General features: G+C 39.6%; 18 protein-coding genes. 8 read left to right on the top strand and 10 right to left on the bottom strand.

Annotation, left to right across the window (positions count from 1 at the left end):
* Positions 1-79: 79 nt before the first annotated feature.
* From AC5YDM_RS05940 to cysM, 4 genes are read right to left on the bottom strand one after another with little or no spacing between them, the layout of a single operon-like run.
* The gene (locus AC5YDM_RS05940; RefSeq protein WP_496151189.1) at positions 80-2,386 is read right to left on the bottom strand and encodes a RelA/SpoT family protein; all 2,307 of its coding nucleotides are present in this window, start codon (positions 2,384-2,386) and stop codon (positions 80-82) included.
* A gap of 45 nt (positions 2,387-2,431) precedes the next feature.
* Complete coding sequence (rlmD, locus tag AC5YDM_RS05935) at positions 2,432-3,808, bottom strand: 23S rRNA (uracil(1939)-C(5))-methyltransferase RlmD (protein WP_496151188.1); 1,377 nt, start codon at positions 3,806-3,808, stop codon at positions 2,432-2,434.
* 8 nt (positions 3,809-3,816) lie between these two features.
* Positions 3,817-4,647 carry a 3'-5' exonuclease gene (locus AC5YDM_RS05930; RefSeq protein WP_496151187.1) on the bottom strand — a complete coding sequence of 277 codons (831 nt, stop codon included), beginning with the start codon at positions 4,645-4,647 and terminating at the stop codon, positions 3,817-3,819.
* Positions 4,648-4,673: 26 nt separating this feature from the next.
* The gene (gene cysM, locus AC5YDM_RS05925; RefSeq protein ID WP_496151186.1) at positions 4,674-5,594 is read right to left on the bottom strand and encodes a cysteine synthase CysM; all 921 of its coding nucleotides are present in this window, start codon (positions 5,592-5,594) and stop codon (positions 4,674-4,676) included.
* 152 nt (positions 5,595-5,746) lie between these two features.
* Between cysM and AC5YDM_RS05920 the strand changes: the two genes are divergently transcribed.
* From AC5YDM_RS05920 to rsfS, 5 genes are all read left to right on the top strand, one after another.
* Entirely contained in the window at positions 5,747-8,545 is a 2,799-nt protein-coding gene (locus tag AC5YDM_RS05920; protein WP_496151185.1) for a GacS-like sensor histidine kinase, read from the top strand.
* 159 nt (positions 8,546-8,704) lie between these two features.
* On the top strand, positions 8,705-9,493 hold the full coding sequence (locus AC5YDM_RS05915; protein WP_496151184.1) for a crotonase/enoyl-CoA hydratase family protein: 789 nt from the start codon (positions 8,705-8,707) through the stop codon (positions 9,491-9,493).
* Between the two features lie 65 nt (positions 9,494-9,558).
* Positions 9,559-10,425, top strand: a complete 867-nt coding sequence (locus tag AC5YDM_RS05910; protein ID WP_496151183.1) for an NAD(P)-dependent oxidoreductase — start codon at positions 9,559-9,561, stop codon at positions 10,423-10,425.
* 76 nt (positions 10,426-10,501) lie between these two features.
* A complete protein-coding gene (locus AC5YDM_RS05905) occupies positions 10,502-11,284 on the top strand; it encodes a hydroxypyruvate isomerase family protein (protein ID WP_496151182.1) in 783 nt (260 codons plus the stop codon).
* Positions 11,285-11,387: 103 nt separating this feature from the next.
* The gene (gene rsfS, locus AC5YDM_RS05900; RefSeq protein ID WP_496151181.1) at positions 11,388-11,792 is read left to right on the top strand and encodes a ribosome silencing factor; all 405 of its coding nucleotides are present in this window, start codon (positions 11,388-11,390) and stop codon (positions 11,790-11,792) included.
* A 76-nt stretch (positions 11,793-11,868) separates the two neighbouring features.
* Here rsfS and AC5YDM_RS05895 read toward each other — a convergent pair whose 3' ends face one another.
* The 5 genes from AC5YDM_RS05895 to AC5YDM_RS05875 form a co-directional block, all read right to left on the bottom strand.
* Positions 11,869-12,492, bottom strand: a complete 624-nt coding sequence (locus tag AC5YDM_RS05895) for a hypothetical protein (RefSeq protein ID WP_496151180.1) — start codon at positions 12,490-12,492, stop codon at positions 11,869-11,871.
* A gap of 9 nt (positions 12,493-12,501) precedes the next feature.
* Positions 12,502-13,821 (bottom strand): ammonium transporter, encoded by a 1,320-nt coding sequence (locus AC5YDM_RS05890; protein ID WP_496151251.1) that lies wholly within the window; start codon positions 13,819-13,821, stop codon positions 12,502-12,504.
* A gap of 272 nt (positions 13,822-14,093) precedes the next feature.
* Positions 14,094-15,539, bottom strand: coding sequence for an NAD(P)(+) transhydrogenase (Re/Si-specific) subunit beta (locus AC5YDM_RS05885; protein ID WP_496151179.1), 1,446 nt, complete (start codon positions 15,537-15,539; stop codon positions 14,094-14,096).
* Between the two features lie 3 nt (positions 15,540-15,542).
* Positions 15,543-15,866 carry a proton-translocating transhydrogenase family protein gene (locus AC5YDM_RS05880; RefSeq protein ID WP_496151178.1) on the bottom strand — a complete coding sequence of 108 codons (324 nt, stop codon included), beginning with the start codon at positions 15,864-15,866 and terminating at the stop codon, positions 15,543-15,545.
* An 11-nt stretch (positions 15,867-15,877) separates the two neighbouring features.
* A complete protein-coding gene (locus AC5YDM_RS05875) occupies positions 15,878-17,005 on the bottom strand; it encodes a Re/Si-specific NAD(P)(+) transhydrogenase subunit alpha (protein WP_496151177.1) in 1,128 nt (375 codons plus the stop codon).
* 912 nt (positions 17,006-17,917) lie between these two features.
* Here AC5YDM_RS05875 and AC5YDM_RS05870 point away from each other — a divergent pair.
* A complete protein-coding gene (locus tag AC5YDM_RS05870; RefSeq protein ID WP_496151176.1) occupies positions 17,918-18,844 on the top strand; it encodes a DMT family transporter in 927 nt (308 codons plus the stop codon).
* Between the two features lie 60 nt (positions 18,845-18,904).
* Here AC5YDM_RS05870 and soxR read toward each other — a convergent pair whose 3' ends face one another.
* On the bottom strand, positions 18,905-19,387 hold the full coding sequence (gene soxR / locus AC5YDM_RS05865) for a redox-sensitive transcriptional activator SoxR (RefSeq protein WP_496151175.1): 483 nt from the start codon (positions 19,385-19,387) through the stop codon (positions 18,905-18,907).
* 66 nt (positions 19,388-19,453) lie between these two features.
* On the opposite strand from soxR, the gene AC5YDM_RS05860 reads away from it, so the two are divergent.
* Positions 19,454-19,885 carry a RidA family protein gene (locus AC5YDM_RS05860; protein WP_496151174.1) on the top strand — a complete coding sequence of 144 codons (432 nt, stop codon included), beginning with the start codon at positions 19,454-19,456 and terminating at the stop codon, positions 19,883-19,885.
* 23 nt (positions 19,886-19,908) lie between these two features.
* Positions 19,909-21,114 (top strand): MFS transporter, encoded by a 1,206-nt coding sequence (locus tag AC5YDM_RS05855; RefSeq protein WP_496151173.1) that lies wholly within the window; start codon positions 19,909-19,911, stop codon positions 21,112-21,114.
* Positions 21,115-21,162 lie beyond the last annotated feature (48 nt).

The raw sequence follows: 21,162 nt of genomic DNA, 5'->3' as shown, positions 1-21,162 counted from the left end.
AATTAGATGAGAATTAAAAAAGCCTGCAATTGTAGGCTTTTTTAATTTCATTTTTTGATTTAGCGCAAAGAAATTAAAATTAATTACCCTGAACTAACCGTCGAGCACTAATAATCCCAGGCTGTTGCTCCAAACGAGCTAACAAACGAGATAATTGCGCTAAGCCTTTTACTTCAATCAACAATTTCATATTCGCAATACCATCCATTTCTGAAATCGTATTCACCTGACGAATATTAATTTGATCGGAGAAAATCACCTGCGTTAAATCTTTAAGCAAACCACGTCGATCATATGCTTCAACCACAATTTGAACACTTTGACCACGAGTGGGCTGCATTTCCCAGTCTGCCTCAACTGCACGCTCAGGCTCTTGTGAAATCATGCGTACATAATCAGGGCATGCAACTTTATGAATACTGACACCACGATTCAAGGTGATATACCCTGCAATAGATTCACCATGCACTGGTTGGCAACATTGTGCTATGTGCAATTCAACGTTATCTAAACCATCAATTAAAATTCCATGTGCCGACAAGGTATGACTTGCACGTGGGTTTAAGGTTGGTTTCAACACCAGCTCAGGTTCATCCTGATCCAAGTGCATGTGACGATTCACTTGATTCATCAGAGCATGCAAACTAATGTCGCCACTCACCAATGAAACCAGAATATCTTCACCAGTTTTGACATTGAAATGATTACAGTAATCATTCAAATCAATACTTTTCGGATGAATTGCAAGGCGAGAAAGTTCTTTTGCGAGCAACTCGCGCCCTACTTCTAGGTTCTTACTACGATCTTGTTGTCTGAACCAATGACGTAATTTATCTCTCGCACGAGCAGTTTTGATATAACCTAAAGAATTTACCAACCAATCACGATTCGGCTCACGATCCTTCTTGGTTAAAATTTCGACCTGCTCGCCCGTTTTCAGGGTATATGTGAGCGGTACATAGCGTTGGTTCACTCGTGCCGCGTAGCACTTATTCCCAACTTCAGTATGTACGTGATAAGCAAAATCTAGAACGGTCGAATTACGTGGTAATTCCTTAATATCACCATCACGACTAAACACATAAATTTTTTCAAAATCTTCAAAATCTTGAAGCTGATCAAAACTTTCTGTTTCATCTTCATTCGGATGACCACTTGATTCATTACGCTCTTGATAATGTTCAAGCACTGAACGTAAAGAATGTAAGCGATGATTAAATGAATAATCGGTTGCTTTAGAACCTTCTTTATAATTGAAATGTGAACACACACCAAGCTCAGCTTCGTTATGCATTTCATGCGTACGAATTTGAATCTCTAAGGATTTATTTTCTGCAATCACAGCTGTATGCAATGAACGATAGCCATTGGCTTTCGGATTGGTAATGTAATCATCAAATTGATGTGGAATATGACGCCAAATCTGATGAACAATACCGAGTGTGTGATAACACTCAGGGACTTGTTTGACCAATACACGTAAAGCTCGAATATCATAAAGCTGATCAAAGCTTAAATTCTTGCTTTTCATTTTTCGATAAATCGAATAAATGTGCTTCACTCGACCAGAGATTTCAGCTTCGATACCGTGATCTAAAAGCTCACTCTTGAGACGATCAACCACAAACTGAATATATTGTTCGCGTTCTAAGCGCTTTTCATTCAGTAATGATGCAATTTCTTTATAACGTTCTGGCGCAAGATAACGAAATGCTAAATCTTCAAGCTCCCACTTTAACTGAGCAATGCCCAAGCGATGAGCCAAAGGTGAATAGATCGTCAGAATCTCACGAGCAACACGCTCTTGGCGTTCACGAGATGCATCTGCAAGCTCACGAAGTGCTAAAGTACGTTCAGCCAACTTAATCAATACAACGCGAACATCTTCAGTCACTGAAATCAGCATCTTATAGATACCGGTCAAATGTTCACGTTGGTTGTTATTAAAATGATCTTCTAAACGTTTATTTTTCTCAATTAACTCCGACAGTTTACCCATCGCCAATGTACCTTTGACGAGGTTATAAACATTTTCACCAAATGACTTTTTAATCTCTTCGAGCGAGGTGATGCCTTCACGCACACTACGATAAAGCATCGCAGCCGACAGCGTGTCTTCATCTACGTGTAAATGCGCAAGAATATCCGCCATACCTAAGCCTGTGGCAAAGGTATTCGTCTTGTGATTCAGCGTCGACTCAAGTTCCTTTTGTAGTACCGACTGAGCTACTTTTTCTAGTTGTTTAAGTTCTATACCGTCCAAAATAACACGCGCACGGTCTAGCCAAGTTGCTAGTCCCAATTGCGCTTCAGCGGCATGTTCTACAGACGTTTCCTCAGACAACTCAGTGAGTCGTCCAGGCAACTGTTCACGTACTGTGACCATACCCTTCTCCTATCAATCTACTCTTCATTATTCTCAATCAAATACTTAACTTTTTTCAAATAAAGCAATAGATTCAACATGTCCCGTATGGGTAAACATATCCATCACACCCGCTTTCTTTAGTTCATATCCATATTGAACCAAAATACCCGCGTCTCTTGCTAATGTAGCAGGATTACAAGAAACATAAACTATTCTTTTTGCACCAAAATTTGGCACATAGTTCATAATTTCTTCTGCCCCAGCACGCGGAGGGTCAATTAATAGTGCATCAAAGCCTTGATTCGCCCAAGAATGTTGCGAAAAATCTTGTGTTAAATCTTGCGAATAGAATTTAACATGGGTGATGCCGTTTTTCAGTGCATTTTCTGTACCGCGACTCACCATTTCTTCGCTACCCTCAACCCCGACTACAAGCCCTTCCGCACCGACTTTACGTGCCAATGGTAGTGAAAAATTACCCAACCCACAGAACAAGTCTAGAACTCTTTCGCCCTGTTTTAACTGTAGCAATTCACATGCCACCTTTATCATTTGAGCATTAACTGTTGGATTAACTTGAGTAAAGTCTGTTGGCTTAAAAGAAAATTTAACGTCAAATTCATGTAATTGATAATGCAAACGCATCTCTGCTTGTGCATCATCTACACGATGTAAACTATCTATACCTTTAGGTTGCAAATACAATTGCCACTGTTTATCTAACGCGAATTTCTTTAAACGGTTGACATCATCTTGGTTCAATTTATTGATGTGTCGAACCAAAAGTGCAATATCTTGATCGCCTTTTGCTAATTCTATATGACCAATGTCCGATTTGCCTTTTAGACTTTCGAGTAATAAGTGAATTTCTGGTAAGGCCTGATCAAGCTGCGGATCTAAGATTTTGCAGGTTCTAATCTCTGTTAAACGGTTGCTCTGTGCTTCACGAAAGCCCATTAAAAGCTGATTTTTATTTGGTAAATAACGAATACCGATACGGGCTTTATGACGATAATCTGAACGTAATGAAAGAATTGGCGCTAACCATTCAAGTGGTTGAATTCCAGCAAAATGCTCTAAATGTGATTTAAGCACATCTTGCTTGACACGAATTTGCTCATCCGCATGAATATGTTGCATGCTACAACCACCACATGTTCCAAAATGCGGGCAAATTGGCTCTACGCGATGTGGACTAGGATCACCCACCAACTGAACGCAATCTGCTTCTTCTAATTTTTTGGCTTGATGCGTAATTTGAGCTTCGACAGTTTCACCAGGCAACGCGTAACGGATAAATACTTTTTTACCTTGCTTATCCTTTGGATGATCCGTTCCTTCGGTATAGTGTGCGATCCCTCGCCCCTCATGTGAGATTCTCTCAACTTGAAAGGTATAACGTGGAAGTTGAGATGGGCGAGATGGAGCTCTATGTTTCAAAGGATTACCTAATGCTGATCAGTGGACTGAGTCGAAAAATCTGATGATGTAAAATCAGTATGGAGTGAGTTAGTCTTCCAAATTTGCAAGAACTCTGCTTGCTGTGGTTGACCCTGTAAATAATGAATCGTGGCTTGAATCCATAAACGATGATCTTCAGGCGACATTTGCCCTTTTAATAAAAGATAGCGTAAATAAACCAACCAAGTATTGAGTACATCGCCTTCACAATAACTGGTCATATCCTGCCACTGTTGATTGCGTACATACTCTGGAATCAAATAACCTGATGGTCCACGTTTACCCGGAAAACCAAGTAAATGTGCAATATCATCTAGCTTTTGAAAATGACGACCGTTAAACATCGCCATAATGTCCATCAGATCAATATGACGGTGGTGATAACGGTTCTGATAGTTATTATAACGCTTTTGCGTATCAATTTCGCCTTGATCGAACAGACTTGGCGCAGATAAGCCGTGATACATAGCACGAAACAAAATCACAGGTAAATCAAACTGTGATCCATTCCAACTCACCAAAGTTGGGTTTCGCTTATCAAAGATGGACAAAAACTTTTTCAAGATTTCAGCTTCAGTGAGATTTTCTCGGCTAAATGAAAATAGCTTCATTGCTCCATTTTCATCAATCCAAAGCCCAGAAATACAGACAATCTCATGCAAAGGCAAACGCTGAAAATCCATGCCTGAATCTTGACGGCGCAGTTTCGTTAGCGCACTTTCAAGATCTGCTTCAGGTAAATCTAAGCCGTATAAATGCGCTCCCGATTTTAAATCAGTCAAGGTTTCTATATCGAACACTAAAACTGGAAGACGCATATATACTCTCTTTTTAATCGTTTCGATTAATCTTCATCAACAACAGAGAATAACCCTGTTGAAAGGTAACGGTCACCACGATCACACACAATACACACAATCACAGCATCTGGGTTCTGTTCCGCAATTTTAATCGATGCCCAAACTGCTCCACCAGAAGAAGTCCCAGCACTAATTCCTTCCTGACGTGCAAGACGGCGTGCTGTTTTTTCTGCTTCAATTTGTGGAATATCCATGATTTGATCAACACGTTTCGCATCAAAAATCGTTGGAAGATATTCTTGAGGCCAACGGCGAATTCCAGCAATATTCGAACCTTCAGAAGGTTGTAATCCAATAATTTGAATGTCTGGATTTTGCTCTTTTAGGTATTTTGAAATCCCCATAATCGTGCCTGTCGTTCCCATAGAACTCACGAAATGAGTGATTTTCCCACCTGTTTGATTCCAAATCTCTGGACCCGTAGTCAAGTAGTGCGCCTCAACATTATCAGGATTACCAAATTGGTTTAAGACTAAGCCTAAGCCATCTTTTTCCATTTGTAGCGCCATATCACGCGCTTGTTCCATATTTTCAGCGTCAATCAATTCAGCCCCATAAGCACGCATTGCATCTTTACGCTCTTGGCTTGAACTCGCAGGCATAATGAGTTTCATATTGTAGCCATGCATTGCAGCCACCATTGCCAAAGCAATGCCTGTATTTCCGCTCGTCGCTTCAATCAACGTATCGCCCGGTTTAATTTGTCCACGCTTTTCAGCTTGCATGATCATATTGTATGCAGGACGATCCTTCACAGAACCTGCCGGGTTGTTGCCTTCCAATTTAGCTAAGACTGTCGCTTGAGTATGATTCGCAAGACGTTGCAACCTCACCAGTGGGGTTTTTCCAACATAGTGGTCTAACAAAAATTCGTCTGCTAAGAAATCAGGTTGTGTATTACTCATTATTCGCACCTAGATCGAGGTGCGGCTATTGTATGAAAAAATGAATGCAACTGCATTAACTTCACAGGCTTTTTATCGAAAGTGATTAAAGCTCAAGCATTTTTGTTAAAGCGTGCTAATATCCTGTGCATGGGGAATGAGCCGCTCAATACATGTCGAATTTCAACAACAAACTCTTCAAACGCCTAAAACTCAACCATGCTTATGGTCAACTAATCGCACTGATTTTTGTACCTATTGCGGTACTTGCCAGTGTCGGCTCTGCTTTGGTTTTATCTGAAACCAATAACTCAGCCAAATCAGAACAAAAGTTCGCTGCCAATGCGATTTTAAGTCGTTATAAATATACGGCTGAACAGGTTGTTGTGGTACTCGAATCCTCTCCATCCATACAGCAACAAGATCGTGCGAAAACCATTTTGCAGAATATGTTCAATGAAAAATATTTATTGAGCGTTTCCATTATTGATCAGTATCAAAAAAACTATTTGGGTCTCGGCTATCAAAATCAAAGGACTTGGCCGAAACCTCCGTCCAAAGGCAGTTTTTTCGGACCCATCAGATCAGACAACAGTAATCTCTATGGCCTTCAACTCAATGGTACACATCCTGACAAAAAATGGTTAGTAATTGAACTGGATAATCAACCACTTGCGATCTCTCAATACCGTGTTTTTATTGTGTTGATCACAACAGGTTTATTAACTCTACTCTTGTTATTGCTATGCCTTAATTTCTATTCAAGACGTTGGATCGCTCCAATGTACGAAATTCGCATGCAATTACAACGCTTGAATGCTGATACGCTTGATCAACACATGGTGATTAACAGTACAGGTGAGTTAAGACTGTTACAGCGCGATATTGCCAACGTTGTAAAACGATTACATTTCAGCTTCTTAGAACTTAAAGAACATACAGAACAGACTGAAGATGATTTACGTCGCACACTCGACACACTTGAAGTACAAAACATCACCTATAAACAAGCACGTGACCAAGCGATTTCATCGAATCAGGCTAAATCTGTGTTTTTGGCCAATATCAGTCATGAGTTAAGAACACCCCTCAACAGTATTGATGGCTTTATTCATTTGTTATTGCGTCAAGATAATTTAAGCAATGATCAAAGCCTGTATTTGCAAACCATTCGTAAATCCTCTGCACACCTATTGGCATTGATTAATGATGTGCTGGATTTCAGTAAAATTGATGCAGGCAAGCTTGAACTGGATAAAGCTTCTTTTGATTTAGAAGAAGCCATCTTTGATGTGATGGACATGTTGTCGCCTTTAGCAGCACAAAAGCATATCAATATGGCTTTTTATTTTGCTGACAATGTCCCACCACAAGTCATTGGTGATGCCTTACGCTTTAAACAAATTTTGACCAATCTGATTTCTAATGCCATTAAATTCACTCCAGATGGCGAAATTATTGTTCGTGCGCGAATGGAACATGATGACATCGGACAATGTCATCTACATTTCAGTGTGCAAGACAGCGGCATTGGTTTAAGCGGTACAGACCGTAAGCGCTTATTCGAATCCTTCTCACAAGGAGATGCATCAGTAACACGTCAATTTGGTGGTACAGGTTTAGGCTTAGCCATTTCCAAGCAATTGGTCAGCTTAATGCATGGTCAAATTGGTTTTGAAGACAATCAAGAACGTGCACCTACAGAAAAAGGTTCAACTTTCTGGTTTACTGCACAATTTGAAGTGGATGAAGAAGAGATTATCCACCCACAATATCCTGAATTAAAAGTCATTTCGTATTTAGCACACCCTGCAACAGCCAATGTATTACGCCATTATCTTGAAAATTATCAAGTTGAGCATGTTGAGTCGGCATCTATTTTAGATCTATTTAGCCGTCTCAATTCATCAGACATTGATATCGACAACACCTGGCTGATTGTCGATCATAGTGGTGATACACAAGCTTTATTACGTGAAATCCGTGGTCGCTATCAAGGACATATTGCCATCTACGGCTATCAAATGTCGCTCGATTTAAATATGTTAAATGAATATAAAGCACGTCCTTTGTATCAGCCTCTGAGCCGTTCTTCGCTGATTCAACTCTTAGAAAACAAGCCAATCTTTGAAGCTGAAAAACATGATGATTTCAAAGCCCTTGATTTGAATATTTTGGCCGTGGATGATCATTTACCAAACCTGATCGTACTTGAAGCACTTTTAGGCGATATCAATGTCAAAACGACCAAAGCGCAAAGTGGACAAGAAGCATTACAAATTATTCAAGATCGCATCCAACAAGGCGCTGAACCATTTGATTTGATCTTTATGGATATTCAAATGCCAGTCATGTCTGGTATTGATACCACACGTGCTATTCGCTCTTTGGAATCCACCATTGAGGGCATGAAGATGCCGATCATTGCGCTCACCGCACATGCCCTGGCCGATGAAAAAGAAAAATTACTCAAAGTCGGTATGGATGACTATGTAACAAAGCCAATTCAGATGGATCAAATTATTCAAATCTTGACCCACTGGACCAGTGATAATTTTGTTAAACCGTCAAAATCACAAGAGAAGACCAGTCGTTTAGACACACTTGATCCCAATATTTTAGATTGGAAACAATGTATTCAATTGGCAGCCAATAAAGAAGATTTAGCACAAGATTTATTAAAAATGTTAGTAGATAGCTTTCCAACGGAGCTCAATGAGATTGAACAACTGATTGAAATGGAAGACTACCCACAACTAGAACATGTATTACATCGTTTATATGGTGCAACACGTTATGTAGGTACGCCTCAATTACAAGTGATCACTGGTGAGTTTGAACAATTCGTTTCTACCTTGAGAAAAGAACGACGTAAAGCCGATGAAAAATTTATCGCTGAAACTATGCAACGCTTAGAAAAAATGAAACATGCGATCCATGCTGTTGAAATGGCTTATAAACAGATTTTCTAAACACTTTAAAACTAAGACTGAAATGAGTTTGAAAGTCGCTGATCTTGTTGTTTTATAAAAGGCTAATACACGCTAAAAATGAGATGACTCTGCTGTCATGTATGCCAATCAGACACATGCTATGCTTGAGCAATAACACAATAATCACGAGTAGAGATCATGGATTTATTACGTATTGAAAAAAATAATGGTATTGCGACGGTTTATTTAAACCGTCCGGAAAAACGTAACGCAATGAGCTTTGCCTTACTTCAAGCATTGGTCGATAGCGCTAAAAAGATCAAAAAAGATCGTACTATTCGCTGTGTAATTCTTACAGGTGAGGCTTCAGTATTCAGCGCAGGCATTGACCTTGCTGACCTCAACAATCCTAAAAATCGTGCTTATGCCGCTTGGGAGTTAATTAAACCCGGTCAAAGTTTATTCCAAAAAGCATTTCTCATTTGGCAAGAACTTCCTGTACCTGTGATTGCAGCGATTGAAGGCTATTGCTTTGGCGCTGGCATGCAATTGGCACTGGCAGCAGATATTCGTATAGTGCACCCTAAAACGCAAATGTCGATTATGGAAACTCGTTGGGGACTTGTACCTGATATGGGATTAACACGTTCAATTAAGGGCGTGATCGGTATTGATCTAGCTAAAGAACTGTCATTAACTGCTCGTATTTTCGATGGCAACTATGCAAAAGAAATTGGACTAGTGACACATCTAGATGAGCAACCACTGGTTAAAGCTCAATGTATCGCAGAAGAAATGCTACAACGTTCTCCAGATGCATTAGCAGCGGTAAAACAAGTACTCGATGCGATGGAACATCAGCCTAAAAAATCACTGCGTTTAGAAAAAATTTGGCAACTCAAATTACTTTTAGGTAAGAACAGCCAAATTGCACGTAAGAAGGATAAAAATCCGGATGTTCAATTTTTACCACGCCAATTTAAATAAAATGGCTAGAATATTTAATATTCTTTAACCCAATATCACTCAGCTAGAATCAGATAAGAGTTGCTATGAGCTATACCAAACAGACTAAAATCGCATTTCTAGGCATGGGCTTAATGGGAAGTCGTATGACAACTCGATTGCTTCAAGCAGGTTTTGAGGTTGCCGTGTGGAATCGAACAGCAAAAGCATGTGACTCACTTTTAGCTCAAGGTGCCAAACTCCTTAATTTGGAAGCAATTAGCGACTACCCTATTGTGCTGATTTGCTTATCTGATGATGATGCTGTGCAAAATGTATTTGATTTCATCAAGCTCAATTTAGCTACACATCAAGTGATTGTGGATTTCTCAAGTTTATCTGTGGATAAAACCAAAAGCTTAGCTGAAGAATCCAAATCTAAAAATGTCATTTGGATTGACTCCCCTGTTTCAGGTGGAACAGCAGGTGCTGAAAATGGTTCTTTGGTAATTTTCGCTGGTGGTGATGCAGATGTGATTGAAAGTTTAAGCAACATCTATGCTGTACTCTCGCAACGTGTGACCCGTATGGGCGATACAGGTACAGGACAGGCAACTAAAATCTGTAATCAATTGATCGTTGCGGCAAACAGCACATTGATCGCTGAAGCTGTAGCACTCGCAGGTCAAGCAGGTGTCGATACACGTTTACTTGCTCCAGCACTTGCCGATGGATTTGCTGACTCAAAACCTTTTCAGATACTTGCCCCACGTATGGCAACACATCTTTTTGAACCAGTGCAATGGAAAGTCAAAACTTTATCTAAAGATTTAAACAATGCTTTGAAATTGGCTGAACAGTTTGACTTAGACATTCCTGTTGCCAAACAAGCATTTTCGCAGTTGTCAGCACATCAACAACTTGGTCATGCTGAAGAAGATTTGGCAACAGTGATTCAACACGTTGAAAAATAGGCACAGCCTCCATCCATTACTTATTGCTTTTATGATTTTAATGCTTTGATATAGAAATAACGAAAGGAACGCTTCCATGATGCAACTGGCTGTAAATTTGTCGATGATATTTACTGAAGTTCCTTTGGTTGAACGTTTTGCTTTGGCAAAAAAACATGGTTTTCAAAATATCGAAATTCAATTTCCTTATGAATTAGATATTGCCACCATTCAACAACAATTAGATGAACACCAGCTGAGACTCTGCTTGATCAATGTTCCCGCAGGTGATCTGATGCAAGGTGGAAATGGAATCGCTGGGATCCCTGGGCAGGAAGTTGCATTTGCACAAGCTGTAGAACTTGCGATTGAGTACGCAAGTGCTTTAAAAGTATCTACGGTGAATATCCTTGCAGGAAAACAGCCAGAAGATGCAGATCTCCTCCCTTGCTTGACGACTTTGGCTGAAAATTTAAAATTTGCTGCAATCAGACTTTCTGATAACAGTATTCAGCCTGTTTTTGAAATGATTAATGGCATAGATATGCCACAGTTTTTAATTCAAAATATTGCACAAGCTCAAGAAATGTTAGAAGCCGTGAATCATCCTTTCCTAAAAATGCAATTTGATTGCTACCACATGGCAATGATGAATGAGAATATTCTCGAGGCTTTACATGAAAATATTCAAGATATTGGTCATATCCAATTTGCTGATTGCCCTCATCGTCATCAACCAGATACAGGGAATATCAACTATGCGGAGATTTTTGATTATTTAAATCAAAGCAACTACAAGGGTTTTGTGGCGGCTGAATATAAACCCCAACCCTCATCTGAAACTTCGTTTGATTGGAAAGATAAATACTTTTCAATTTAAGTGAGTAACTGAATGGCTTGATTGTTTTATCCACTAAATTTGAAATTTTAGCGTAAAAGCGCTATAGTGAAAGATGAGTTATAGTCAGGACAAAACACTTCTCATGAATTTAGAACCATCGCCCGGCGCTTCTAATTCTCACGAACTCTCAATGAATTCTCAAAATCAATCTGTTCAACAATGTTTGGCTGTTGTTAAAGAAGCATTGCTAGACGTTAAAGCGAAAGAAATTACTACGATTGATGTTTCAGCAATTAGTAACGTTGCTGATGCTATCGTGATTGCATCAGGTACTTCTACACGTCATGTGAAGTCTCTAGCAAATAACGTGGCTGATGAAGCACGTAAAGCTGGCTTCCGTCCGATCGGTATCGAAGGTGAAAGCGATGCAGAATGGATCCTTGTGGATTTAGGTCTGGTTGTTGTTCATGTCATGCTTCCGACAGCGCGTAAATTCTACGACTTAGAAAGCTTATGGCGCAATGCCGCTGCAGAACCTGTAGCATAAATAAAAAAGCGACTTTTAAGTCGCTTTTTTATTGGATAAATTTTTAAAAATAAATTTAATACCCCCCTGTATTACATTAAATGAGTTGGTGTAAATCTACCTGAGGAAATTCATTCTTGACCTCATTTTTTAATCTTGCATACAACGAGTCTGCTTTGGCAGGTCCATAATAAATACAATAATTTTCATAAAGCACCGTGATTAAAACAGGATAATTTAGAGCAGTAATCACATCTAAAAACTCGAAATCTTGTAGATTCCGATCCGCCCTTACCCTTAAGCCTTTTGAACTCAATTGCTGTTTTACATCACTGCTAAAATCATAACGATCTGGAGCAGGAATATTCGCGACCACAGCCCTCACAAAGTAGAAAAAAGCATTCGATAAGTTGGTTTTTAGCTCAATATTTTCAATCAAGTCTTGTTCTATAACTTGTTCTACGGAATGGCTTTTGATTTGCTTTTCAACTTTAGACATTTCATTCAAGACTGTTTTTAAAATGTCTTTACGATGCGTCTTTAATTCCTCTGTATCGCAAATTTCATGTATGAAACGATTTAAAACAAATGAAGGTAAATCTCCATACTTACTCTCCCAATTTTCAAGTGCTTGTTCAATATGTCGATGATTGAGATAACCCCTCAGACCACGTTCAATCGCCTCACGTTTTTGCAGAATACTTAATGTTTCATTCGTCATATCCAGTCCTCAATGACGTTTAGTTAAATCATCAGTTTCAAAAGTAATGTCCTTTTGAAACTCTGGATAAGACAACTCTGCATGTTCTGTATAATCCAAACCACGCTGTTCATGTTGAGCACTGACACGTAAACCACCTAAAACAACGTGTAAAACTTTAAACACGATAAATGCAATCCCAAAGCCCCAAACGAAGCCCATGACTACACCAATTGCTTGCACTCCCACAATTTCAGCATTGAACATATTGGTTTCATAAAACAACCCTGCCGCAATTGTTCCCCACGCACCACAAAATCCATGTACAGTTACGGCGTCCACCACATCATCAATCCGCATTTTTTCAATCAAACTTGGTAAAATACTGACAATCAGACCTGCCATTAAACCTGTAAACACCGCAAATACAGGACTCATCGTTGCACAACCCGCAGTGATACCCACCAAGCCACCTAAAGAAGCATTAATCGTGGTACGGATCAAAATGGCTTTTCGCATAAGCAACGCAAATAAGAAATAAGCAACAGCTGCTGAACAAGCTGCCAAATGCGTATTCAGTGCAATACGACCAATGCTGACATTTGCATTCACTGTGGATGCGGCATTGAATCCAAACCACGCCAACCACAGGATGAAACCACCTAAAGCCACCAATGATAAATTATGTCCAGCAATATAGTGTGGCTCACCATTGCGTCCGAAACGCCCTAAACGAGGCCCAAGTACAATAATCCCTGCTAATGCAACCCAACCACCAATCGAATGCACGACAGTTGAACCAGCAAAATCAATAAAGCCTAATGCTTTTAACCAACCTTCTCCATCGAATAGACTGCCCCATGCCCAACTACCAAAGATCGGATAAATCAAACCACTGACCACCGCCGCACTCACCACATAAGCCACAAAATGGATACGCTCTGCCATCGCGCCACTTGCAATGGTGGTTGCAGTTGCTGCAAACATCATTTGGAAGAACAGCAGATTCCAATTCCAGCTTTCCATATCATTCGGTGCAAAATGACTCCAACCGAACCACCCTGTGGTATTCAAACCAAACATCAACCCAAAACCAACTAACCAAAATACCAACCCACCCAAGCAGGCATCCATATAGTTCTTCATGAGTACATTGATGGTATTTTTGCTTCTCACAGAACCACTTTCGACCAATGCAAAACCTGCTTGCATAAAGAACACCAAGATGCCCCCCATAACCACCCACACACTATCGAGTGAAATACGGATTTCCTGAATATTCTTTATAGCAGTGGCTTGTTCATTTGCATACACAGGCAAACTAACCCATGTAAATAACAACCCTACCATCAACCAAAACGTTTTACTTATTTTCATACTTCCCCCAAATTTCACTCAGGGTTTGCAAAAATAGTGCCATCTTGTTTATTATTTTCAATCTATCTGATTCATTTTTATCACTTAATAATAAAATATTAGAACTTTAATCTAAATTCTATAATCAGCCATGCGCTACGAATAAGATCGAAAAATCTAGGACGAGCCATTTGGATGATTAAGAGATCCATAGGAGATAAAAAACCACCCGAAGGTGGTTTCTTATCACTTTGCAAAATCGTGAATTAGTGACCTGTACCATTAATGGCTTTAGTCATATCCTCCACCACTTTTTTCGCATCACCAAAGATCATCATGGTCTTGTCGTTATAGAACAAATCGTTGTCCAAACCTGCATAACCTGTTGCCATTGAACGCTTGATCACCATGATCGTACGTGCTTTGTGCGCTTCAAGAATTGGCATCCCATAGATTGGAGAACTTGGATCATCTTTTGCAGCTGGGTTCACCACGTCATTTGCACCAATCACTAAAACCACATCTGTTGCTGGGAAATCAGAGTTGATCTCATCCATTTCCAGAATATCTTCATAAGCAACATCCGCTTCAGCAAGGAGCACGTTCATGTGACCAGGCATACGACCCGCAACAGGGTGAATTGCAAAACGAACCGTTACACCTTGTTCTTTAAGCATATTTGCGAGCTCTTTCACTGCATTCTGTGCACGACCTTGCGCCATACCATAGCCCGGTACAATCACAACGCTGTCCGCATTTGACATCAAGAAGCCTGCATCATCCGCAGAACCTGAACGATGATTACGTTGAACTTTATCACCACTATCTGCTGCTGCAACTGCTGTTCCGCCCATCGCACCACCAAACAAAACGTTGATGATTGAGCGGTTCATTGCTTTACACATGATATAAGACAGAATCGCACCAGATGAACCCACTAGAGAACCTGCAACAATCAACATATTGTTTTCTAAAGTGAAACCAATACCTGCCGCAGCCCAACCTGAAAATGAGTTAAGGAGCGAAACGACCACTGGCATGTCACCACCACCCACAGGTGCAATCCAAACCCAACCGAATGCAAGTGCAAGACCTGTCATCGCCCAGAAAGAATTCATGTTACCTGTCAGGAAGAAATGAGCGCCGAAACCTAACATCGCAATAAAGATAATCGCTTGAACAGGTTTTACCCATCCACCTGAAATGGTTTTCGCCCATTTCTTAGCGGCTAACTTACCATAGGCAAAGACTGATGCTGTAAAGGTAATCGCACCGACAAAACAGCCAACAAACAGTTCAAATAAATGAACTCGACTCATTTCATGGAAATTTACACCATTTGCAGCCAGCAGGTCTGGGCCTAATTCGATGAGTTTGTTGTTGTGAATAATTGCAGCAATCGCAATCAATACTGCAGCCAAACCGACCAATGAGTGCATCAATGCTACCGTTTCTGGCATTTGCGTCATTGGTACTGTACGTGCACGTGCAATACCAACAATTGCACCCAACACCATTGCACCTACAATCATCCAAACGACAGGTTTATCTGCAACAAAGAAAGTCGTCAATACAGCAATCGCCATTGCGATCATACCGTAGCGGTTACCTTGAATTGCAGTTTTAGGACCTGACAAACCACGCAAAGTTAAGATAAAAAGTACGGCACCGATCAGGTAGAACCAATCCGCATATTCTCGAATCATTTCCATGAATTAACCCTCTTTTTTCTTTTGCTTAGGTTTAAACATTTCTAGCATTCGAGCAGTTACTGCAAAGCCACCAAAAATATTAATACTTGCCAAGAACACAGCAATCGCACCTAGGACGCTAACCACATTGATGGTTTGGAAATCGACACTGCCTTCAACGCCCATGATTGGAAGTCCGACAGTTTGAATCATCGCACCGACAATAATGATTGAAGAAAGTGCATTGGTCACAGCCATAAGCGGTGTATGAAGTGCAGGTGTAACGCCCCAAACCACGTAATATCCTACGAAGATTGCGAGCACAAAAATTGTAATTGTTTCAACCATGATCAGTCTCCTTAACCACGTTTTAACAGCACTTGGCCGCCGTGCGTGACAAGCAATGCTTTTTGAATTTCATCTTCTTGATTGATTTTGAAGTTTTTATCTTGATCAAAAAGTGTTTCAACGAAATTGAATACGTTACGTGCATAGAGCGCGGAAGCTTCTGTAGCAACAGTGGCTGGAATATTGGGAATACCCAAAATCTTCACGCCATTTTCAGTGACAACATTTTCACCATTCACAGAGCCTTCTACATTACCGCCAGACTCAACCGCCATATCTAAAATGACAGAACCTGGTTTCATCTTGGCAACTGTTGCAGCACTGATTAAACGTGGTGCATTACGACCTGGTAACAAAGCAGTCGTAATCACGATATCGGCATTCGATACAGCTTTATCCACAATTACAGCTTGATCTTGAATGTACTGTTCACCCGGCATCCAGCCATAACCATTTTTAGCAGCATCAGCAGCTTTTTGTTTTTCTTCGTCAGACATTGGCACGTCTAACCATTTACCACCCAGTGATTCTACTTGATCACGCGCAGTTGGACGTAAGTCTGTTGCTTCAACAATTGCACCAAGACGCTTCGCCGTTGCAATTGCTTGAAGTCCCGCCACACCAACACCCATGATCACCACACGTGCAGGTTTTACAGTACCCGCAGCCGTCATGAGCATTGGGAACATACGTTGATATTCAGCAGCAGCAAGTAATACTGATTTATAACCAGATAAGTTTGCTTGAGAGGACAATACATCCATGTTTTGCGCACGAGATAAAGTACGAGGCAAAAGCTCCAATGCAAATGCAGAGATCTGTTTAGTCGCAAACTGATCTAAATCAGGATTACGATAGGGATCAAACATTGCAACAACAGATGTATTCGCTGATAATTTATCAATTTCAGACGCTTGTGGCGCGCGAACTTTCAAAATTAATTGGCTACCTGTATATGCATCGTCGGTCATTGTTGCACCAACTTGTTCAAAAGCACTGTCAATATAAGCAGCTTTTACACCTGCTCCTCGTTCAATAACGACACTATGACCTGCGCCAATTAATTTTTTTACTGTTTCTGGCGTCGCAGCAATACGAGTTTCACCGACGACAGTTTCAGTAGGGATTCCGATCTGCATGAGCATTCCTCAAGCTAATTTTTCTTAAGTAAACATCACAACCTGTGATGCTCCCCTCTGGATACAATTCATACGAATTTTTTGATTCTAATTGAACTTTTTTAAAATACCACCCAATATTTATTTAATAAATGGGGATATTTCGAACGATGAGTTCACACTTTTTTATCTATAAAAATATTTATTAATAGATTAAAGTCGAAAAAATTGTCTCAAATCGACTTAAATTTGATTGTTTTTCACACAAAGTAAAATCAATGCACATTTTTATAGAAAGAATATTTAAATTTCGAATGCCGAATTGATCTTTCTGACATTTTTTTCGATTTTTTCGACAAAAATACCAATTCTAAAAAATGACCTAAAATCATATGTACTCGAGCTTTCAAATTCAGTCAAACTATCCATTTGCTTTAATGACATTTCTTTGATCATTGTGAGTATTTCGCATGACCTTTAATTAATTTTTTCGTTGTCAATTCGGTCAATACTTTTATTCATATATATTTAAAATGCACTTCGCATAAGAAAAATGCTTAAAACGCACAACAAACAAGCATTTTAATTAATCACAAATATCACAATTTGATGCATTTAATTTGTATCTGCATTTTGTTTGATGATGTCTTAACACTAAAATTCTAATTTTGAACCAAATTGGTGCACAAAACCAATAGCGATTGAAATGAGTTGATCTACTCGAATGCTAAAACCTTTATTCTTAAACTGACAATATTTAAACGACTTAAATGTACAAGATTCAGATTTGAAAGAGATGCCTGGTTGCTATCGACTAAATCAACTTTTATTATTTTATTCATTGGTCAAAATTCCATATACTGAACAGCCACTCTGCGGGTAATCATTTCATTCCACGCTTAAAAATTTTATATAGAGAAACTGTAGATCCAAATGAAAGTCACCTTATCAGGCACTCAACTGGGCTCGGTCTTCGCTCTATCTGCCGCATTCCTTTTTAGTACCAAAGCTATTTTCATTAAACAGGCTTATGAGTTATCAAGTTTAGTTGATGGCACAGTCCTGATGGCTTTACGAATGCTGAGTGCTTTACCCTTTTTTTTATTGATTGCATGGTTCTATCGGCATCATAATAAAAATTTAAGCAGTCAAGATTGGCTACTTCTCATCTTTGCAGGCTTACTCGGTTTCTATATTTCGAGTTGGTTGGACTTTGCAGGCTTGATGTATATCAGTGCTTCATTAGAAAGAATTATTCTATTTCTCTATCCAACCTTAACGGTCTTAGCATCAAGCTTTATTTATAAACAAGCATTAAGCTTAAAAAGTATGATTGCGATTGCACTCAGTTACGGCGGAACCGTGATTGTGATGTGGCAAGAGCAAAGCAATGTACCGCATGAAAGTAATTTTTGGCTCGGTGCAAGTTTGGTTTTTGCAAGCGCGGTGTGTTTTGCGATTTACCTCCTATTCACACCTAAACTGATTCAAAAATTTGGCTCTTGGAACTTCACAGGTTTGGCGTTAAGTGTTGCTTGTATCGGAACACTGGCTCATTACGTCATTGCAACACCCAACCCTGTACAACTTCTCATGCAACTTCCCGATGTCGTGATTTGGTATGGCATTGCTTTAGGTATTGGCGTGACCGTGATTCCAACCTTACTGGTGGCTCAAAGTATTGCGCGAATTGGAGCTTCACAAACAGCCATGATTGGTTCTATCGGACCGATCCTAACGATTATTTTAGCTACTTTATTTTTGGGTGAATCGATGAATATCATCCAATGGTTTGGTTGTGCACTGAATATTGTTGGCGTGATGATCATCTCGTTGTCAAAAAGTAGATTAGGTCGTTAAAAGCTCGACTTAAATACACTCTTATTTTAATCAAACTATTCGCCGCATAATGTTGAGCATTTATTTAATGATCAAGTGCTTGTTATCAAACTCAAATAATATTTGATTAAAATGTGCTCCTGCGGATTGCTCTCCTAGCTGATCATTTGGATTACGGAGCGGACATTCATTCATAGATAAACAGCCACATCCAATACACCAATCCAATTGCTGACGCAGTTGTAGTAATTTGATAATTTTTTCATCTAATAGCGCATGCCAGCTCTTCGACATTTTCTGCCAATCTTTTTGACCAGTCACACCTTGTCTCGGTAAATTTTCAAACTCTTGTTTGATATCAGCAAGGCTAATTCCAACTTGCTGGGCAACTTTTATAATCGCAATTCGACGTAACATCGATCGCTGATAGCGTCTTTGATTGCCTTCAGTTCGTGTACTCCAAATAAGCTCCTTATCTTCGTAGAACCTTAGTGTTGCGACTGAAACGCCACTACGTTGTGCTAATGCACCAATACTTAACCACTGCCCTAAATTTTCTACCACAGCACTTGACCTCAAGTTAACTAGAGCTTTGATAATCCCTCATAATCTTTTAAATGTCACCTTGTCATGTCAAATTCTAATCACAATACACAAGATCCCATTCTGAATATTTACAACCCATCGGCTTTATATGACCCTATTCCTTATGGCTACAGCCATATTGCAGAAGTAAAGAATTTCTCACGGATTATTCATATCGCAGGTCAAGGTGGTGAGAATATTCATGGTGTTTGTCCCGTTGATTTCAATCAACAACTCATTAATGCATTTCATCATATTGAAATTGCATTGAAGCATAGAACAGCGCAATTCTCAGATATCGCAATTTTGCGAATACTGATCGTGAAGCATGATTCACAAAAACATCAGCTTTTAATTCACGAAATGAATAGAATATGGAAAGATAAGAAATTTCCTGCTTGTACTCTCATACCTGTTCCTTGTTTAGCAACTACAGATATGCTGATTGAGATTGAAGCAACAGCTTATTGTGCTTAAGGTGATCACAAGGATGTTAAAAAATGCAGTATGACCTCGACCATCTGAATCAGAAGGATATTAGTCAGGACAAAGCACTGTTGTTATTAATGGCAATTGCATGTGGTATTTGCGCAGGTGCAAATTACTACTCACAACCCTTAATTAATTCTATTCAACTTTACTTTCAAGCACCTGCTTCTGATGTAGCATTGAATGTGACATTTGCCCAAGTATCTTATGCACTGGGTTTATTGTTCATCGTCCCGATGGGCGACATTCTCAATAAAACTAAATTTATTCCCTTGCTGATGTTTTTGGCATCTGTAGGATTATTTATTTGTGCTTTTTCAGTCAATCTTGAAATGCTTTGGATAGGAACAATCATCACAGGTTTGTTTTCTGTTGCGGCTCAGATTCTGATTCCTTTTGCGACCATGGCAGTGAAACCTGAAAAAACTGGTGAAGTGGTTGGTTTACTCATGAGTGGATTACTTGTCGGTATTCTCATCTCAACAAGTCTAGCTGGCTTACTGTCAAATTTATTCAATTGGAAACTGATTTATATTGTGAGTGGCATACTCATGCTCATGGTAGCCGTGGTTCTGAACCTTCGACTGCCTTATATCAAAAGCAGTAAAATGAGTTATGCCAGTATCTTCCGTTCGATGGGGCAATTACTCAAAGATGAACCGCGTTTGATCTTTCGCTCATGCATAGGTGCTTTTGCATTTGCCACGATGAGTATTTTGTTTTCCACTATCGCGATACTACTCAGCTCATCTTTCCAACTGTCCGATGTCATGATCGGTCTACTCACCTTAGTCGGTATCTTCGGTGCATTATCAACTAAAAAAATTGGACAATTTGCAGATCGCGGTTATACCCAAACCATCACTTGGAGTGGGATTGGTATTCTAGCGACCAGCTGGATCTTCTTATATTTTGGTCAGGTGTATCTAATCAGTTACATCATTGGTTTTGGTCTGATCAATCTCGGGCTCGCTTCAGTACATAGCAGTAATCAAAATATTATTTTCAGACTTAGTCCAGATGCGAAATCTCGAATCAACTCGATTTATATGACCTCTTATTTTATCGGTGGTGCTGCAGGTTCTGCTTTAGGGATCTATGCGTGGCATCATGGTGGCTGGGCAATGTCATGCCTCGTCGGCGTAGGCTTAGTGATATGTGCTGCTTTTTTTGCATTACTTGATTTACGTTTTATCCGTCGTCAAAATATCGCATAACAACCTAGATTTACTCAAAAATATCACAAATAGAAAAGCCCCTCTTAG

This window comes from Acinetobacter sp. CY81, assembly GCF_059515925.1.
This window is presented reverse-complemented; position numbering and strand designations above follow the sequence as displayed.

Excerpts from the sequence above, each read along its gene's own strand:
- AC5YDM_RS05940 (WP_496151189.1), bottom strand. The coding sequence starts at position 2,386 with ATGGTCACAGTACGTGAACAGTTGCCTGGACGACTCACTGAGTTGTCT.
- AC5YDM_RS05930 (WP_496151187.1), bottom strand. The coding sequence starts at position 4,647 with ATGCGTCTTCCAGTTTTAGTGTTCGATATAGAAACCTTGACTGATTTA.
- cysM (WP_496151186.1), bottom strand. The coding sequence starts at position 5,594 with ATGAGTAATACACAACCTGATTTCTTAGCAGACGAATTTTTGTTAGAC.
- AC5YDM_RS05920 (WP_496151185.1), top strand. The coding sequence starts at position 5,747 with ATGTCGAATTTCAACAACAAACTCTTCAAACGCCTAAAACTCAACCAT.
- AC5YDM_RS05915 (WP_496151184.1), top strand. The coding sequence starts at position 8,705 with ATGGATTTATTACGTATTGAAAAAAATAATGGTATTGCGACGGTTTAT.
- AC5YDM_RS05910 (WP_496151183.1), top strand. The coding sequence starts at position 9,559 with ATGAGCTATACCAAACAGACTAAAATCGCATTTCTAGGCATGGGCTTA.
- AC5YDM_RS05905 (WP_496151182.1), top strand. The coding sequence starts at position 10,502 with ATGATGCAACTGGCTGTAAATTTGTCGATGATATTTACTGAAGTTCCT.
- rsfS (WP_496151181.1), top strand. The coding sequence starts at position 11,388 with ATGAATTTAGAACCATCGCCCGGCGCTTCTAATTCTCACGAACTCTCA.
- AC5YDM_RS05895 (WP_496151180.1), bottom strand. The coding sequence starts at position 12,492 with ATGACGAATGAAACATTAAGTATTCTGCAAAAACGTGAGGCGATTGAA.
- AC5YDM_RS05890 (WP_496151251.1), bottom strand. The coding sequence starts at position 13,821 with ATGGTAGGGTTGTTATTTACATGGGTTAGTTTGCCTGTGTATGCAAAT.
- AC5YDM_RS05885 (WP_496151179.1), bottom strand. The coding sequence starts at position 15,539 with ATGGAAATGATTCGAGAATATGCGGATTGGTTCTACCTGATCGGTGCC.
- AC5YDM_RS05880 (WP_496151178.1), bottom strand. The coding sequence starts at position 15,866 with ATGGTTGAAACAATTACAATTTTTGTGCTCGCAATCTTCGTAGGATAT.
- AC5YDM_RS05875 (WP_496151177.1), bottom strand. The coding sequence starts at position 17,005 with ATGCAGATCGGAATCCCTACTGAAACTGTCGTCGGTGAAACTCGTATT.
- AC5YDM_RS05870 (WP_496151176.1), top strand. The coding sequence starts at position 17,918 with ATGAAAGTCACCTTATCAGGCACTCAACTGGGCTCGGTCTTCGCTCTA.
- AC5YDM_RS05860 (WP_496151174.1), top strand. The coding sequence starts at position 19,454 with ATGTCAAATTCTAATCACAATACACAAGATCCCATTCTGAATATTTAC.
- AC5YDM_RS05855 (WP_496151173.1), top strand. The coding sequence starts at position 19,909 with ATGCAGTATGACCTCGACCATCTGAATCAGAAGGATATTAGTCAGGAC.